At 69.0% G+C, this 13,951-nt stretch carries 14 protein-coding genes; 8 read left to right on the top strand and 6 right to left on the bottom strand.

The window, feature by feature from the left end; translation table 11 throughout:
• Positions 1–14: 14 nt before the first annotated feature.
• From RTO53_RS13215 to RTO53_RS13200, 4 genes are all read left to right on the top strand, one after another.
• On the top strand, positions 15–653 hold the full coding sequence (locus RTO53_RS13215; RefSeq protein ID WP_312238219.1) for a DsbA family protein: 639 nt from the start codon (positions 15–17) through the stop codon (positions 651–653).
• Positions 654–734: 81 nt separating this feature from the next.
• A complete protein-coding gene (locus tag RTO53_RS13210; RefSeq protein ID WP_312238214.1) occupies positions 735–1,679 on the top strand; it encodes a DegV family protein in 945 nt (314 codons plus the stop codon).
• Between the two features lie 66 nt (positions 1,680–1,745).
• Positions 1,746–2,084 carry a hypothetical protein gene (locus RTO53_RS13205; protein WP_312238213.1) on the top strand — a complete coding sequence of 113 codons (339 nt, stop codon included), beginning with the start codon at positions 1,746–1,748 and terminating at the stop codon, positions 2,082–2,084.
• 125 nt (positions 2,085–2,209) lie between these two features.
• On the top strand, positions 2,210–2,626 hold the full coding sequence (locus tag RTO53_RS13200; protein WP_312238212.1) for a hypothetical protein: 417 nt from the start codon (positions 2,210–2,212) through the stop codon (positions 2,624–2,626).
• On the opposite strand, the gene RTO53_RS13195 is transcribed toward RTO53_RS13200, so the two are convergent.
• The 4 genes from RTO53_RS13195 to RTO53_RS13180 form a co-directional block, all read right to left on the bottom strand.
• On the bottom strand, positions 2,600–4,069 hold the full coding sequence (locus RTO53_RS13195; protein ID WP_312238211.1) for an efflux transporter outer membrane subunit: 1,470 nt from the start codon (positions 4,067–4,069) through the stop codon (positions 2,600–2,602). The genes RTO53_RS13200 and RTO53_RS13195 overlap by 27 nt on opposite strands.
• Positions 4,066–5,121 carry an HlyD family secretion protein gene (locus tag RTO53_RS13190; protein ID WP_312238210.1) on the bottom strand — a complete coding sequence of 352 codons (1,056 nt, stop codon included), beginning with the start codon at positions 5,119–5,121 and terminating at the stop codon, positions 4,066–4,068. The genes RTO53_RS13195 and RTO53_RS13190 overlap by 4 nt, the downstream gene beginning before the upstream one ends.
• 17 nt (positions 5,122–5,138) lie before the next feature.
• Positions 5,139–6,674 carry an MFS transporter gene (locus RTO53_RS13185; protein ID WP_312238209.1) on the bottom strand — a complete coding sequence of 512 codons (1,536 nt, stop codon included), beginning with the start codon at positions 6,672–6,674 and terminating at the stop codon, positions 5,139–5,141.
• A 180-nt stretch (positions 6,675–6,854) separates the two neighbouring features.
• The gene (locus RTO53_RS13180) at positions 6,855–7,763 is read right to left on the bottom strand and encodes a LysR family transcriptional regulator (protein ID WP_312238218.1); all 909 of its coding nucleotides are present in this window, start codon (positions 7,761–7,763) and stop codon (positions 6,855–6,857) included.
• 147 nt (positions 7,764–7,910) lie between these two features.
• On the opposite strand from RTO53_RS13180, the gene RTO53_RS13175 reads away from it, so the two are divergent.
• Positions 7,911–8,354, top strand: a complete 444-nt coding sequence (locus RTO53_RS13175) for a universal stress protein (RefSeq protein WP_312238208.1) — start codon at positions 7,911–7,913, stop codon at positions 8,352–8,354.
• A 38-nt stretch (positions 8,355–8,392) separates the two neighbouring features.
• Here RTO53_RS13175 and RTO53_RS13170 read toward each other — a convergent pair whose 3' ends face one another.
• On the bottom strand, positions 8,393–9,847 hold the full coding sequence (locus RTO53_RS13170) for a GGDEF domain-containing protein (RefSeq protein WP_312238207.1): 1,455 nt from the start codon (positions 9,845–9,847) through the stop codon (positions 8,393–8,395).
• A 196-nt stretch (positions 9,848–10,043) separates the two neighbouring features.
• On the opposite strand from RTO53_RS13170, the gene RTO53_RS13165 reads away from it, so the two are divergent.
• The 3 genes from RTO53_RS13165 (at position 10,044) to RTO53_RS13155 (ending at position 12,691) form a co-directional block, all read left to right on the top strand.
• Positions 10,044–11,009 carry a L,D-transpeptidase gene (locus tag RTO53_RS13165; protein ID WP_312238206.1) on the top strand — a complete coding sequence of 322 codons (966 nt, stop codon included), beginning with the start codon at positions 10,044–10,046 and terminating at the stop codon, positions 11,007–11,009.
• Positions 11,010–11,013: 4 nt separating this feature from the next.
• Complete coding sequence (locus tag RTO53_RS13160; RefSeq protein WP_312238205.1) at positions 11,014–11,706, top strand: M23 family metallopeptidase; 693 nt, start codon at positions 11,014–11,016, stop codon at positions 11,704–11,706.
• A gap of 124 nt (positions 11,707–11,830) precedes the next feature.
• On the top strand, positions 11,831–12,691 hold the full coding sequence (locus tag RTO53_RS13155; protein ID WP_312238204.1) for a PA4780 family RIO1-like protein kinase: 861 nt from the start codon (positions 11,831–11,833) through the stop codon (positions 12,689–12,691).
• Positions 12,692–13,134: 443 nt separating this feature from the next.
• Here RTO53_RS13155 and fghA read toward each other — a convergent pair.
• Positions 13,135–13,951: S-formylglutathione hydrolase (gene fghA / locus RTO53_RS13150; RefSeq protein ID WP_312238203.1), on the bottom strand; the 817-nt coding region annotated here is incomplete at its 5' end.

Raw genomic sequence — 13,951 nt, 5'->3', positions numbered from 1 at the left:
GCAAGGAATTTCCGATGGCGCTGCGCTGGTACTTCGATTTCGTCTCGCCGTTCGCCTACCTGCACTGGCAGCAGCTCAAGCAGCTGCCGCAGTTCGAGCAGATCACCCCGGTGCCGATTGCCTTCGGCGCGGTGCTGCACCACCTGGGCAACCTGGGCCCGGCCGAGATCCCGGCCAAGCGCCGCTTCACCTACCGTCAGGTGCTGTGGCAGGCGCAACAGCAAGGAGTAACGCTGCGCTTCCCGCCCGGGCACCCGTTCAATCCGCTGGCCGCGCTGCGGCTGTGCCTGGCCGCCGAGGCCAGCCACGCGGCTGTGGACATCCTGTTCAACTGGATCTGGCGCGACGGCCACGCCGCCGATACCCCCGCCGCCCTGGCCCTGCCGGGCGCGATGCTGGACGTGGCCGACGTGGCCGCGGCGGTGTCGGCGCCGTCGGTGAAGGAGCAGCTGCGGCAGAACACCGAGGCGGCGATCAGCGCCGGGGTGTTCGGGGTACCCACCCTGGCCATCGACGGCGACCTGTTCTGGGGCAACGAGGCGCATGGCCTGATGCAGGCGGTGCTGGCCGACCCGGGCATGCTGCAGCGCGGCGAATGGGCACGGATCGATGACCTGCCGGTAGCCGTGGAGCGCAGCCGACCCGCAAGCTGACTGGCCGCTCAGGCAGCGCCGACGATTTTGAGATAGCTTTCACACTTCCGAACCTACAACCGGCCTTGAGGGGGGCTCAGGATGCGCATCGGAATCGTCGTCGACTCTGCCTGCGACTTGCCGCAGGACTTCATCGAACACCACAACATCGTGCTGCTGCCGATCACGGTGCGCATCGGCGACGCCGTGCTCGCCGACCATCGCGACGAGCAGGCCACGCTCAGCTTCCTGCATGCCCACGTGGCCGAACACGGTGCCGAAGCGGAGACCATTCCGTTCAGCGTCACCCAGATCCGCGACCTGTTCCTGGGCAAGCTGGTGATCGATTACGACCATGTGTTCTGCATGACGATCACCAAGACCCGCAGCCCCATCCACGACAACGCGATGCAGGCCAGTTTCGCGATCCTCAACGACTACAAGCCGGTGCGCCAGGCAGCCGGCTTCAACACGCCGTTTGCCCTGCGCGTGCTCGACACCCAGAACCTGTTCGCCGCACAGGGCGTGACCGCGGTGGAAGCGGTACGCCTGCGCGCCAGTGGCGTGAGCGTGCAGCAGATCCGCGAACGGCTGGAAATGCTGGCGCAGAACGTACACGGCTACATGGTCACGCGCGACCTGTACTACATGCGCGCCCGCGCCCGGCACAAGGGCGACCGCAGCGTCGGCCTGCTCAGCGCGGCGCTGGGCAGCGCGCTGGACATCAAGCCGGTGCTGCATGGCTACCGCGGGCAGACCGGGCCGGTGGCCAAGATCAAGGGCTTCGACAACGCGGTGCAGAAGCTGTTCGATTTCGTCGGCCAGCGGGTCAAGGCCGGGCTGATGACGCCCACCGTGTGCGTCAGCTACGGCGGCGAACTGGCCGACCTGCGGGCCCTGCCCGGCTATGCCACGCTGCAGCAGACCTGCCAGGCGCACGGGGCGGAACTGTTCGAGTCGGTGATGAGCCTGACCGGCATGGTGAATGTCGGCAAGGGTGCGGTCACCATTGGTTTTGCCGACGAACCGCATGCGTTCAACGGCTGAGCTGCCGATCTGCACACCGATTGCACTGCGGCTCTGCCAGCCTTGCAGCATTCAATGGAGGTAACCATGTCAGCGCAGTACCACATCAGCCTGCCGGACCCGTCCAAGGCCCGCGGCAACGATCCAGACCTTTCCTTCCACTCCCAGGGCGCCGCCGGCTTCGCCGAGGAGCTGCAGGATGCCCTGCGCAGCACTGCCCTGTTCGACAAGTGGCGTGCCAAGCAGCCCGACCCGGACGCGGTCGAAGCGCAATGGGGGGCCACCGATCCGGCAGCCACCGTCACCGGCTCGCAGGATGACCTGCGCATCAACCTGGTGGCCACCACCAACATCGACAGCGATGTGTTCAAGCAGCGCCTGCGCATGCTGGCCGGGCATCATTGGGAGCTGCGCGACGTGCGTTGAAGCGCGATGCGATGGTAATGTGCCGACCGCATGTTGCCCTCGCCGCTCTCCAGAGCGGGCCGCGCATGCCGCCCGACACTGGAACCGGGCCGCCGTCATGGCGGCCTTTACGCATGGAATGCCGCGTGGACCCGAAACTCCGCACTCTCATCGACCGCACCGACCTCGAGGCGTTGCTGTCGCCGCCGCAGGCGCCATTCCGCGAGGAAGTGGATCCGGCCCGCGCGTCCGCGCCCCGCCCTCGCCCGACTGCACCGGCGCCGCCCGCGGTGCCGGCCGACGGCGTCGTCTACCTCGTCCCCAACCGCCGCGTCCGCGGCGTCATCCTGATCGCCGCCGGTGGTCCGATCATGCTGATCGGCATGATGCTGCTGGAGGTCATCTGGAGCACCCAGCCTGAGGGTGGCACCGTGATCCGGGCCGCGCTGACGGTGATTCCGGTGCTGATGATCGGCTACCTGCCCTACAGACTGCTGGGCCGCCGGGGGCCGGCCCGACGGCACGTGGACGGCGGATCAGGGATGCGCGGCCCCGGCGCCTGACGTCGCCGTCGTTGCGACCGCATCGTCTCCCTGCCAGCCACCGCCCAGCGCCCGGTACACCTCCACCCGCGCGATCGCCGCGCTGGCCTGGCTGTTGGCCAGCGCGGCCTGGTTGTCGAGCGCGATGCGCTGGGTGCTGAGCACGTCGAGCATGTCCACCACGCCGGCGGTGTACTGCCGCCGTGCCGCACCGAGTGCACGCTCGCTTTCCGTCACCGCGATGCGCAGGTGGTCGCTGCGCTGCTGCTCGCTGGCGTACGCATCGATCGCATCGTCCACTTCATGCCACGCCTGCAGCACCGTGCGTCGGAACTGCAGCGCGGCCTCTTGCTGCTGCAGGCGGCTCAAGGCGAGGTTGGCCTTGAGCCGGCCGCCCTGGAAGATCGGCAGGCTGATGGCCGGACCGATGCTGAAGCGGTGCGCGTCCCACCCATCGAGCGCATCGAGCTGTTTCGACTGGAAGCCGGCATCGCCATTGAGCGTGATGCGTGGGAAGAAGCTGGCCTTGGCCACGCCGATCGAAGCGGTGGCCGCGTGCAAGGCCGCTTCGGCGCGGCGGATGTCCGGGCGACGCTCGGCCAGTTCGCTGGGTACCCCGGTCGCCAGCGACGGCAGGGCCGGCCAGTCACGGCGCAGGCCGGTCAGCGTGGCGTCCAGCGCCTGCGGCGGCTGGCCCAGCAGCATCGCCAGCGCATTGCGCAGCTGCGCGTCGCGATGCCGCAGCGGCGCCATGCGCGCCTCCAGCGCGGCGACCTGGGCCGCCGCGCTTGCAACCTGCAGCGTGCTCGCCACGCCCTGGCGCTGCCGTGCTTCGGTCAACCGCTGGATGTCACCGGCGATCCGCAGGTTGTCCTCGGTGATGGCCAGCAGCTCGCGGGTGGCGCGCAGCTGCAGGTAGTTCCGCGCGGTCTCGGCCAGCACGACCGTCTGCACCGCATGCGCGTCCTCGTCGGCGATCTGCACGCGCGCATCGGCCGCTTCCAGCTGGCGTCGTACCCGGCCCCACAGGTCCAGCTCCCAGCTCAGCCCGATCCCGGCCTGGAACAGGCCGTAGTCCTCGCGCCCGGCGTTGCCCGAAGGATCATTCAAGCCCACCTCGCTGTTGCGCGCGCGCGCCCCACTGGCGGTGGCGCTGACAGCGGGCCGGCGCTCGGCGGCGCTGACGCCGCGTGCAGCACGGCTCTGCTGCACACGATTGGCGGCCAGCTGGATGTCCAGGTTTGCCTGCCGTGCCTCAGCGGACAGCGCCGTCAGGATCGGATCGTCGAACCCCGCCCACCACTGCGCATCGGTGGCAAGCGCGGCATCGTTCACCACCGTACCCTGCCACTGCGCGGGAAGCTGCGCGGTGGGACGCACGAAATCCGGCCCCAACGTGCACGCCGACAGCGCTACGCACAGCATGCCGAGCGACAGCGCGCGCCATTCCATCCGGCCGCTCATGCGCCCGCTCCATCCAGCCCATGGCGGCCGCTGTCCAGGTCCACGCTGGCCTCCACCGACATGCCCGCACGCAACTTCCCGAGCAGCGGTTGCTCCTTGTCCAGCACGATCTTGACCGGGATGCGCTGGACCACCTTGGTGAAGTTGCCGGTCGCGTTCTCCGGCGCCACCGCCGCGAACGTCACGCCGGTGGCCGGGGCGATGCTGTCGATGCGGCCGTGCAGCGACTGGCCGGGAAATACGTCCACCTGCAGCTCCACCTTCTGCCCGGCGCGCATGCGGGTCATCTGGGTTTCCTGGAAATTGGCGACCACGAAGGCCTGCTGCAACGGCACCACCGCCAGCACCGGCGTGCCGGGCGTCAGGTAGGCGCCGACCCGGATCGCACGCCGGCCGACTACGCCATCGATCGGGGCACGCAGCTGGGTATGCGACAGATCCAGTTCGGCGCGCGCCTGCGCCGCTTCGGCACGCTGCACGGCCGCCTGCGCGGACTGCACACCGGCGTTGAGGATGTCGGTGCGCTGGCGCGCGGTCAGCAATGCCGCGCGGCCCTGGTGCAGGTGCGCGCTGGCCACGGCCTGGCGCGATTGCGCCTGCTGCGCGTTCTGCACGGTGCCGGCGCCGTCGCGGGCCAGTTCGCCATAGCGGCGCTGGTCGGCCTGGGCCAGGGTGAGCTCGGACTGGCTGACATCCAGCGTCGCGCGGGCCTGGTCGATCAGCGAATCCTGCTGGGCCAGCGCAGCCTGCGCGTTGGCCAGCTGCGCACGCGCATTGGCCAGGTCCGCACGCGCGGCGGCCAGCGCCACCTGGTAGTCGCGGTCGTCGATGCGCGCCAGCACGTCACCCGCCTTGACCGGCTGGTTGTCGGCCACGCTCACCTCGCTGACGAAGCCGGCGACCTTCGGCGCCACCACGGTGAAGTCGGCGGTGACGTAGGCATTGTTGGTGTGCTGGTGGCGGCCATCACGCAGCAGCAGCCAGCCGCCGGTGGCAAGGACGACCACGCCCAGGGCGACGGTCAGCGGAACGTGTTTGCGGGAGGTGGACATGGGGGAGTTCCTGGAATTCAAGCCACGGCACGTGGCGGGAAGATACGGGTAGGCAGCCACGGGATGAGCGCGATCAACGCAATGGCCACCACGGCGACCAGCAGGTAGAGGTCGGCCGAGGTCAGTGCGGTCACCTGGGCGTGCAGGCGCGCGCTGAGCGATGCCGCACCGGCGTCAAGCCCGGGCGCGTTGCCCAGGCGGTCGACCAGCACGGTGGAATGGAAGTGGCTGCGCACGGTGGTCGCCGCTTCCAGCACGCCACCGGCCAGCACGGCGGAAAAGCCCTTGACCGTGTTGAACCAAGCCGAGGCGAACGGACCGTCGGCCGGGGCCAGACCGCCGGTGGCCAGCATCAGCAAGGGCAGCACGGCCATCGGCTGGGCGAAGATCTGCACCAGTTGCATCAGGATGAAGTTGTCGCGGTTCCACTCGGTGGTGAGCTGCGCCCCCATCCAGCAGGCCAGCCCGAGCATCGCCAGGCCAATGGCCTGCACCCAGCGCGCATCCACCCGGCGCTGGTTGAGCAGGGTCGCCACCAACGGCAGCGCCAGCAGTTGTGGAATGGCCACCCACAGCATCAACGGCGCGGTCTGCAGGGGACGATAGCCCTGCACCCTGGCGAGGAAGCTGGAGGGAATCAGGATGACCGCCAACAGTACGAACAGCACACCGCCCAGGGTGATCAGCGAATAGCTCAGGTTGCGGTTGGAAAGCAGCTGCAACTTGAAGAACGGCAGCGGGTGCGACCATTCGTTGTAGAGAAACAGCACCAGCAGCCCGCTGCCGCCGCCCAGCAGCGCGCAGACCAGCGGTGAGGCGAACCAGTCCAGCCGCGGCCCCTGCACCAGCCCGAGCACCAGCATCACCAGTGCCGGCAGGCCCAACGCCAGGCCCAGCCCGTTGAACTGTGCGAAACGCTCCAGCCGCAGCGGGTCCTGCGGCAGGCCCCAGCCGATCATCGCCATCGCGGCCACGCACCACGGCACGATCTGCCAGAACGCCCAGTGCCAGCCCACGTACTCCACCCACAGGGCTGCCATCGGCGTGCCCAGGCTGGGGCCGAAGGTAGCGGTCAGCGCATACCCGGCCAGCCCGTACAGCTTGATGCCCGGCGGCAGGAAGCGCAGCGCCACGCTCATCAGCAGCGGCGGCAACGCGCCCCCGGCCAGGCCCTGCAGCGCGCGCAGGATCAACAACGATGGCAGGTCCGGCGCCAGCGGGCACAGCACGCCCAGCAGCATGAAGGCACCGATCATGCACAGTGCGAAGCGCCGCAGCGAAAAGGTCACCGCGCACCACGGCGCAAACGCCATCGCACTGACCGACATCGCCGTATACAGCGCCACGATCCAGCTGCCGTCATCGACGCTGAAACCCATCGCCCCGCGGATATCGGCCAGCGCCACCTTGGTGACGTTTTCGTTGATGCCCGAGATCAGCACCGCCAGCAGCACGCCACACAATCCCACCGCCAGACGCAGGCCGAACGCGCCCTGCACCGGTGCTGCGGATGCGGGTGCAGTGTTGGGCAGCGCGGTGGAAACCGCGCTCATCGTGCACCGCCTGCGAGGGCGCGGGACACGGCATACAACGTTGACATGGCATCACTCCACGACGGGGAGCGGCAGTCTAGGCAGTGGGAGTGCTGCGAAAAATGCTGCGCCTGCCACTTCTGACGTGCGTCCAACGCACGCTCCGCAGGTCACCCGCAACGGCCGTGCAACCGCTGAAACTCAGGCCACGGCGGACGCTGCGTCGCACATGTGCTTGATGCTGCGGCGCAGCCAGCGATGCGCCAGATCGCTGTCCAGCCGCGCATGCCATGCCTGTACGACAATGACGCTGCGCACCGGGATCGGCAGTTCGAACAGACGCAGCGGTACGCCCAGCCGCTCCAGCCGTCCCAGCATCACGCTGGGCATCTGCGGCAGGATCAGGTCCGAATCGGCGGCGGCGAAGATCGCCGAGTGGAAGGTCGGCATGATCTGTGCGACGCGGCGGACCAGGCCCAGCGTCGCCAGCTCCTCGTCGATCGGCCCATACGACACTCCCCGCCGCGACACGGCGATGTGGTCGAAGGCGGCGAAGCGCTCGGCCGTGATCTCCGCGTCGAAGATCGGGTGGCCCTCGCGCGCGGCGCCGAAGAAGGAGGTACTGAACAGGTTCTGCACCTTGGTATCGGCGCCGTGCCTGCCGGCAGTGCTGATGTGCAGGTCGATGCGGCCCTGCTGCATGGCATCGTCGTCGCCATCGCCTTCGGGCACGAAGCGCAGCACCGCGCGGGGCGCCTGGGCCTGGAACAGTTCGCGCATGCGACCGCCGTAGGTGCCCACGAACACATCGTTGGCGCGGATGTTGAAGGTGCGCTCCAGGGTCATCATGTCGACCTCGCGGCCGGCGTTGAACACCAGGTGGGCCTGCTCGATCACCTCGCGCACCTGCTCGCGCAGCTGCAAGGCGCGCGGGGTGGGGGCCAGGCCACGCCCGGAGCGGACCAGCACCGGATCACCGACCGCCTCGCGGATGCGGCCCAGCGTGCGGCTCATGGCCGGCGCGCTCAGGTTCATCCGGCGCGCGGCACCGACCACGCTGCATTCGTCGATCAGGACATCCAGCGCAAGCAGCAGGTTGAGGTCAGGCATGGCAGTGGCGCGCTGGGGGGAGACGGTCACTTTACGACATGCCAAATCCCAGACCCATGCGTTCAGCGCAATCCATGCCTGCGGCGCACGGCATGGGTGCCCGGCGTGCTTTGCGCGACCATGCCGCCCTCCGCTTCGAGCTGCCCCATGTTCAACAGCCTCCTGGTCGCCATTGACGGCGGCCCCCAGCACGCCCGCGTGCTGGCCTTGGCCGCCTCGCTGGCCACCCCGCACACCCGTCTGCACCTGCTGTGCGTGCTCGATCCGGCCTATGCGCTGGACGATGCTGCGCCGCGCAGCGATCGCATTGAGTACCGCGCCGCCGATGCCCAGCGCCAGCAGGCGGCGCAGTTGCTGGAGCAGGCCCTGGACGCGCTGCGTGAGCGCGGTATCGACGCCGTGGCCAGCCATCCGGCGGGCGAACCGGCGCAGGTGCTGTGCGACTACGCCCGACAGCACGATTGCGACCTGATCGTGATCGGGCACCGGCATCTGTCCGGCATGGAACGCCTGTTCGAGCGTTCCGTCGGCCAATGGACCATCGACCATGCCCCGTGCCCGGTCCTGGTGGAAGTGCGCGACGGGGCCTGACTACGAGCGGCGCAGGGCGTGACGCCGCAGCGACCGGGTCATCGCGGCGTCGCGCCCGCGAGGGAAGCCACGCCAACTTGCGCCTCCACCACCCGGTTGCGGCCGTGCCGCTTGGCCTCGTACAACGCCGCATCGGTGGCCGCCAGCAGGCCACCGGGATCGGACGAGGTGACGTGCGCGATGTGCGCCACCCCGATGCTGACGGTCACACCGATCTGGCTGACCGCACCGGGCGAGGCCAGGCGCACCCGCCCCACCGCTCGCCGCATGGTCTCGGCCAGCGCCAGCGCGCCGTCGCGCGTCGTTGCCGGAACCACCACCGCGAACTCCTCCCCTCCGTAGCGCGCCACCACGTCCGAGCCGCGCGTGGCGCAGCCGGCCAGCGTCGTGGCGACCTCGCGCAGGCACGCATCCCCCAGCGGGTGGCCGAAGCGGTCGTTGAACTGCTTGAAATGGTCGATGTCCACCATCAGCAGCGCCAGCCCCTGGCCGTTGCGCCGCGCGCGGCTCCATTCGGCCTGCAGTACCTGGTCGAACTGGCGGCGGTTGGCCACCCCGGTCAGCGCGTCCACACGGGACAGCACATCCAGCTGGTCCTGGCGCTCCATCGCGCGCACCTGCATCACCACCCCACGCAGACCCGAGCCCAGCGTGGCCAGTGCGAAGCCGACCACCGCCAGGTGCGGGTGCCGGTCCACCATCAAGGCCGATACCACCAGCAGCGCGGCCGGCAGGATCAGCGGACTGCCGGCGCGTACCGCCAATGCCAGCCGGCGCGGCGTGGCGTCCTCCACCTCCGCACCACCGCGCAGGGCGAGCAGTGCCAGCAGCAGGAACGGCAGGTCGATCAGCACGTCGGTCAGACCGCCGTAACTGGCGTCGGTGGCGAAGTGGTTGATGTAGGCGGCCATCGCCAGATACAGCCAAGCGAACACCGACAACGCGCGGAAGAACACTCGCCGAAAGCCGTCTTCGCTGGCCAGGTAACGCACCAGCGCGAACACGGCGATGAACAGGTTTTCGATGTCGAACATCAGGCGCAGGCTGTTGACCCCCTGCGCCGGTGCATCGCTCATCGTGGCGAAGGAAAAGGTGTGCACGAAGAACAGGTAGCCGAGCAGCACCGCCAGCGCACCGTCGATGACGACCAGGTACCACGGCTCATGCCGCGGGTGTGCCATCGCAAATGTCAGCGGCACCCCGTACAGCACGTAGAGCAGCATGCTCGCGCCGGGCGTCGCATCGGGATTGCCGCGTCCGACTTCCTGGTACATGTTCAGTGCCATGCCGCCAGCCCACAGCACCATGCCCACCGCCAGTGCCAGCCAGCCCACGCGGGCCTCGCTGAATCGCATGCGCCACAGGCAGGCAAACGCCGCCAGCAGGGGCGCGCCGATCAGGAACGAGAATGACAACGCCTGCGCATGGCCCGGCAGCAACGCCAGGGCCACGCCGTGGCACAACAGGTACAACGCCGCCAACCATGCTGCCATGCGATCCCCTGCCCGGAACGATGTCGCCCCACGATAGCGCGGATCCTGTACAGCGCCGATCAACGATTCGATGCGCTTCACAGCGTGTATACGCCGCGTCCTTCGCCATCGCACTCAGGTGCCCGTCAGCGTTTTCACGGCACGCGTGCAGGCTGCTGCGGCAAGGTGAAATCCAGTCCCGTACCGGAAGTTCTCGATGACCCTGCGCCCGCGCGCCACTGCCCCGTTCCTTGCCCTCGCCCTGGCCTGCGCTGCGCCGGCGTGGGCGCAGACCCCGGCCGCCCTGCCGGCGCCCATCGCCGAGAGCGCCGCCCCGGCCACCGGTGCGCGCTCGGACCTGCATGCACAGGTCCTGCTGGACCGCGTGCATTTCTCGCCCGGCGAAATCGATGGTCTGCCCGGGTCGAACCAGAAGCGTGCGGTGGCCGGTTTCCAGGCCGCCCGTGGGCTGAAGGTCACCGGCGAACTCGACGATGCCACCTGGCAGGCGCTGCAGCCGGACACCACGCCGGTGCTTGCCCGCTATACGCTCACCGCCGAGGACGTGGCCGGCCCGTTCCAGCCGATCCCGAAGAAGCCGGCCGAGCAGGCCAAGCTCAAGGCGCTGGGCTTCACCTCCGTGCAGGAGTCGCTGGGCGAACGGTTCCATGCGTCGCCCGAGCTGCTGCGCACGCTCAACCCCGGCGTCGACCTGGCCAAGGCCGGCAGCGAGATCCAGGTACCCAACATCGCCCCGGCCGCGTTGCCGAAGGCGGCCAAGCTGGTGATCGACAAGTCCGATTCCACCCTGCGCCTGTATGACGCACAGGGCAAGGTGTACGCGCAGTTCCCGGTGTCGTCGGGCAGCAAGCACGATCCGCTGCCGATCGGCACCTGGAAGATCCTGGGCATCTCGCGCGAGCCGACCTTCCACTACAACCCCAAGCTGTTCTGGGATGCGAGCAAGAAGGAAAGCAAGGCGCTGCTGCCGCCCGGCCCGAACAATCCGGTCGGGCGCGTCTGGATCGATATCTCCAAGCCACACTACGGTTTGCACGGCACGCCCGAGCCGGGCCACGTGGGCAAGACCGAATCGCACGGCTGCGTGCGCATGACCAACTGGGATGCCCTTCAGGTTGCCGACGCGGTGGACGCCTCGGTGCCGGTGGTGATGCAGGAGTGATGCGATGACGCTGCCCAAACTGCTCGCACTGGGACTGGTGATCGGCGTGGCAGGCTGGTGGTGGCTGGGGCCGCGCGCGGAAGACGCGCCCGTCGTCGCGCTGACATCGCCGGCGGTACTGGCGGCGCCGGCACGCGCCGTTCCCGCCGCCGTCGCCAGCACTGCAAGCTCCACGGCGGTGGTTCCTATGGCGACGCCGATCGCTGCCGCGCCGTCCGCCCCGACGCCCGCCCCGACGCCCGCCCCGGCCGATGGCACCGGCCTGCTGCTGCCGGTCCAGGGCATCACCGCTGCCCAGTTGCAGGACACCTTCACGGATGCGCGCAGCGAAGGCCGCGTCCACGATGCGATCGACATCCTGGCCCCGGCTGGCACGCCCGTACTGGCCGTGGCCGATGGCACCGTGGAGAAGCTGTTCGACAGCGCCCGCGGTGGGCTGACCGTGTACCAGTTCGAGCCCGGTGGCCGGTATTGCTACTACTACGCCCACCTGCAGCGCTACGCCGATGGCCTTGCCGAGAAGCAGCAGGTCAAGCGCGGCCAGGTGATCGGCTATGTCGGCAGTACCGGCAATGCCAGCCCGGAGGCGCCGCACCTGCACTTCGAGATCCATGCGCTGGGCCCGGAAAAGCAGTGGTGGAAGGGCGAATCGCTCAACCCGTACCCGGTTCTGCGGGGGGAACAGGGGCTGCCGTGAGCCGGGTTGGCCGTCGGGCTGAACGGCTGGCACCGGCCGCCGATGGCCGGGCCGCCCCGAAGATGCGAAAATCCCTCCCCCTTTCCGGCGGGCGCATTGGCGCCGGCCACAACCCCGAGATTCCGTGAAGACCCCCCAAGGCCTGCAGGCGCTGATCGACGACGGCGTGATCGATGAAGTGCTGCGCCCGCTCAAGAGCGGCAAGGAAGCAGCGGTATACGTGGTACGCAGCGGCGACGATGTGCGCTGCGCCAAGGTCTACAAGGACATGGCCCAGCGCAGCTTCCAGCAGCGCGTGCAGTACCAGGAAGGCCGCAAGGTGCGTGGCAGCCGCGAGGCGCGTGCGGTGGGCAAGGCCAGCAAGTACGGGCGCAAGCAGCAGGAAACCGCCTGGAAGAACACGGAGGTGGACGCGCTGTACCAGCTGCGCGACGCCGGTGTGCGCGTGCCCGAGCCGCACGGCTACTACCACGGCGTGCTGGTGATGGAACTGGTCACCGACGCGGACGGCTTCTCCGCTGCCCGGCTGGGCGAGGTGGAGCTGGAGCCGGACCAGGCACGCGAGTTCCACCAGACCCTGGTCCGCCAGGTGGTGCGCATGCTGTGCTGCGGCCTGATCCACGGCGATCTGTCGCCGTACAACGTGCTGGTGGGCCCGGACGGCCCGGTGGTGATCGACTTCCCGCAGGTGGTCAGCGCCGGTGGCAACAACGCCGCGCGCAGCATGCTGCTGCGTGACGTCAACAACCTCACCGCCTACCTGGGCCGGTTCGCGCCGGAGCTGCTGGACAGCTGGTACGGCGAGGAGATGTGGGCGTTGTTCGAAGCCGGCGACCTGCTGCCCGACAGCCCGCTCACCGGCACCTTCGTGCACGACGAGACCACCATCGACCTGGACAGCGTGCGCCACGCGATCAACGATGCGCGCGAAGAGGCCCTGATCCGCCAGCAGGGCCGCGAAGCCGCCGAAGAAGACGACGCGTAGCGCCACGCCATGCGTGGCCGGTACTGCCGGCCCGGTAGAGCCACGCCATGCGTGGCTGCCCTCCGATCCGGCATCGCAGCGCCGCATGACCTGGTGACATCGCGTGCAGCCACCCATGGGGTGGCTCTACCTGCTGAACATCGCGTGCAACGCCGCCGTGGCCGGTACTCACGCTGCCGCCCGGTAGAGCCACGCCATGCGTGGCTGCCCTTCGATCCGGCATCGCAGCCCCGCATGGCCTGCTGACATCCGTGCAGCCACCCATGGGGTGGCTCTACGCGTGCAACGCCTTCCTGGCCGGTGCTGCCGCTGCCGCCCGGTAGAGCCACGCCATGCGTGGCTGCTCTTCGATCCGGCATCGCAGCCTCGCATGCTCTGGTGCCATCCGTGCAGCCACCCATGGGGTGGCTCTACCTTGTTTCGGCCTCGCCTGCGGGGTGGCTCTAGGCGTGCAGCGCCTTGGCGTGGTGGGCGATGTGCTCGCCGATGAAGCTGCTGATGAAGTAGTAGCTGTGGTCGTAGCCCGGCTGCAGGCGCAGTTGCAACGGGTGGCCGGCGGCGGTGCAGGCGGCCTGCAGCCACTGCGGTTGCAGCTGGGTGGCGAGGAATTCATCGCCGCCGCCCTGGTCGATCAGCAACGGCAGACGCTCTTCGGCGCTGACGACCAGTTCGCTGGCATCCCAGGCCGACCAGGTGCTGCGGTCCTCGCCCAGATAGGCGGCGAAGGCCTTCTGTCCCCACGGCACGCGGGTGGGTGCGACGATCGGCGAGAACGCCGACACGCTGCGGTAGCGCCCCGGATTCTTCAACGCGATCACCAGCGCGCCATGCCCGCCCATCGAATGCCCGCTGATGCTGCGCGCCTCGCTTGCCGGTAGATGTGCCTCGATCAGCGCCGGCAACTCATCCACCACGTAGTCGTACATGCGGTAGTGCGGCGCCCACGGCTGCTCGGTGGCGTTGAGGTAGAAGCCGGCGCCCTTGCCCAGGTCATAGCCTTCGGCATCGGCGACGTCATCGCCGCGCGGACTGGTGTCCGGCGCCACCAGGATCACCCCGTGCTCGGCGGCATAGCGCTGCGCACCGGCCTTGGTGATGAAGTTCTGCTCGGTGCAGGTCAGCCCGCTCAGCCAGTACAGCACCGGCAGCTTCTGCGTGGCCGCCTGTGGCGGCAGGTAGACAGCGACCTTCATCTCGCAGCCCAGCACCTGCGAGCGGTGCTGGTACACGTCCTGCCAGCCGCCGGAGGCGGCCCGATGT

This window comes from Stenotrophomonas sp. (assembly GCF_031995405.1).
Classification (GTDB): domain Bacteria; phylum Pseudomonadota; class Gammaproteobacteria; order Xanthomonadales; family Xanthomonadaceae; genus Stenotrophomonas.
This window is presented reverse-complemented; position numbering and strand designations above follow the sequence as displayed.

Excerpts from the sequence above, each read along its gene's own strand:
- RTO53_RS13210 (WP_312238214.1), top strand. The coding sequence starts at position 735 with ATGCGCATCGGAATCGTCGTCGACTCTGCCTGCGACTTGCCGCAGGAC.
- RTO53_RS13205 (WP_312238213.1), top strand. The coding sequence starts at position 1,746 with ATGTCAGCGCAGTACCACATCAGCCTGCCGGACCCGTCCAAGGCCCGC.
- RTO53_RS13195 (WP_312238211.1), bottom strand. The coding sequence starts at position 4,069 with ATGAGCGGCCGGATGGAATGGCGCGCGCTGTCGCTCGGCATGCTGTGC.
- RTO53_RS13185 (WP_312238209.1), bottom strand. The coding sequence starts at position 6,674 with ATGAGCGCGGTTTCCACCGCGCTGCCCAACACTGCACCCGCATCCGCA.
- RTO53_RS13190 (WP_312238210.1), bottom strand. The coding sequence starts at position 5,121 with ATGTCCACCTCCCGCAAACACGTTCCGCTGACCGTCGCCCTGGGCGTG.
- RTO53_RS13170 (WP_312238207.1), bottom strand. The coding sequence starts at position 9,847 with ATGGCAGCATGGTTGGCGGCGTTGTACCTGTTGTGCCACGGCGTGGCC.
- RTO53_RS13175 (WP_312238208.1), top strand. The coding sequence starts at position 7,911 with ATGTTCAACAGCCTCCTGGTCGCCATTGACGGCGGCCCCCAGCACGCC.
- RTO53_RS13215 (WP_312238219.1), top strand. The coding sequence starts at position 15 with ATGGCGCTGCGCTGGTACTTCGATTTCGTCTCGCCGTTCGCCTACCTG.
- RTO53_RS13160 (WP_312238205.1), top strand. The coding sequence starts at position 11,014 with ATGACGCTGCCCAAACTGCTCGCACTGGGACTGGTGATCGGCGTGGCA.
- RTO53_RS13180 (WP_312238218.1), bottom strand. The coding sequence starts at position 7,763 with ATGCCTGACCTCAACCTGCTGCTTGCGCTGGATGTCCTGATCGACGAA.
- RTO53_RS13165 (WP_312238206.1), top strand. The coding sequence starts at position 10,044 with ATGACCCTGCGCCCGCGCGCCACTGCCCCGTTCCTTGCCCTCGCCCTG.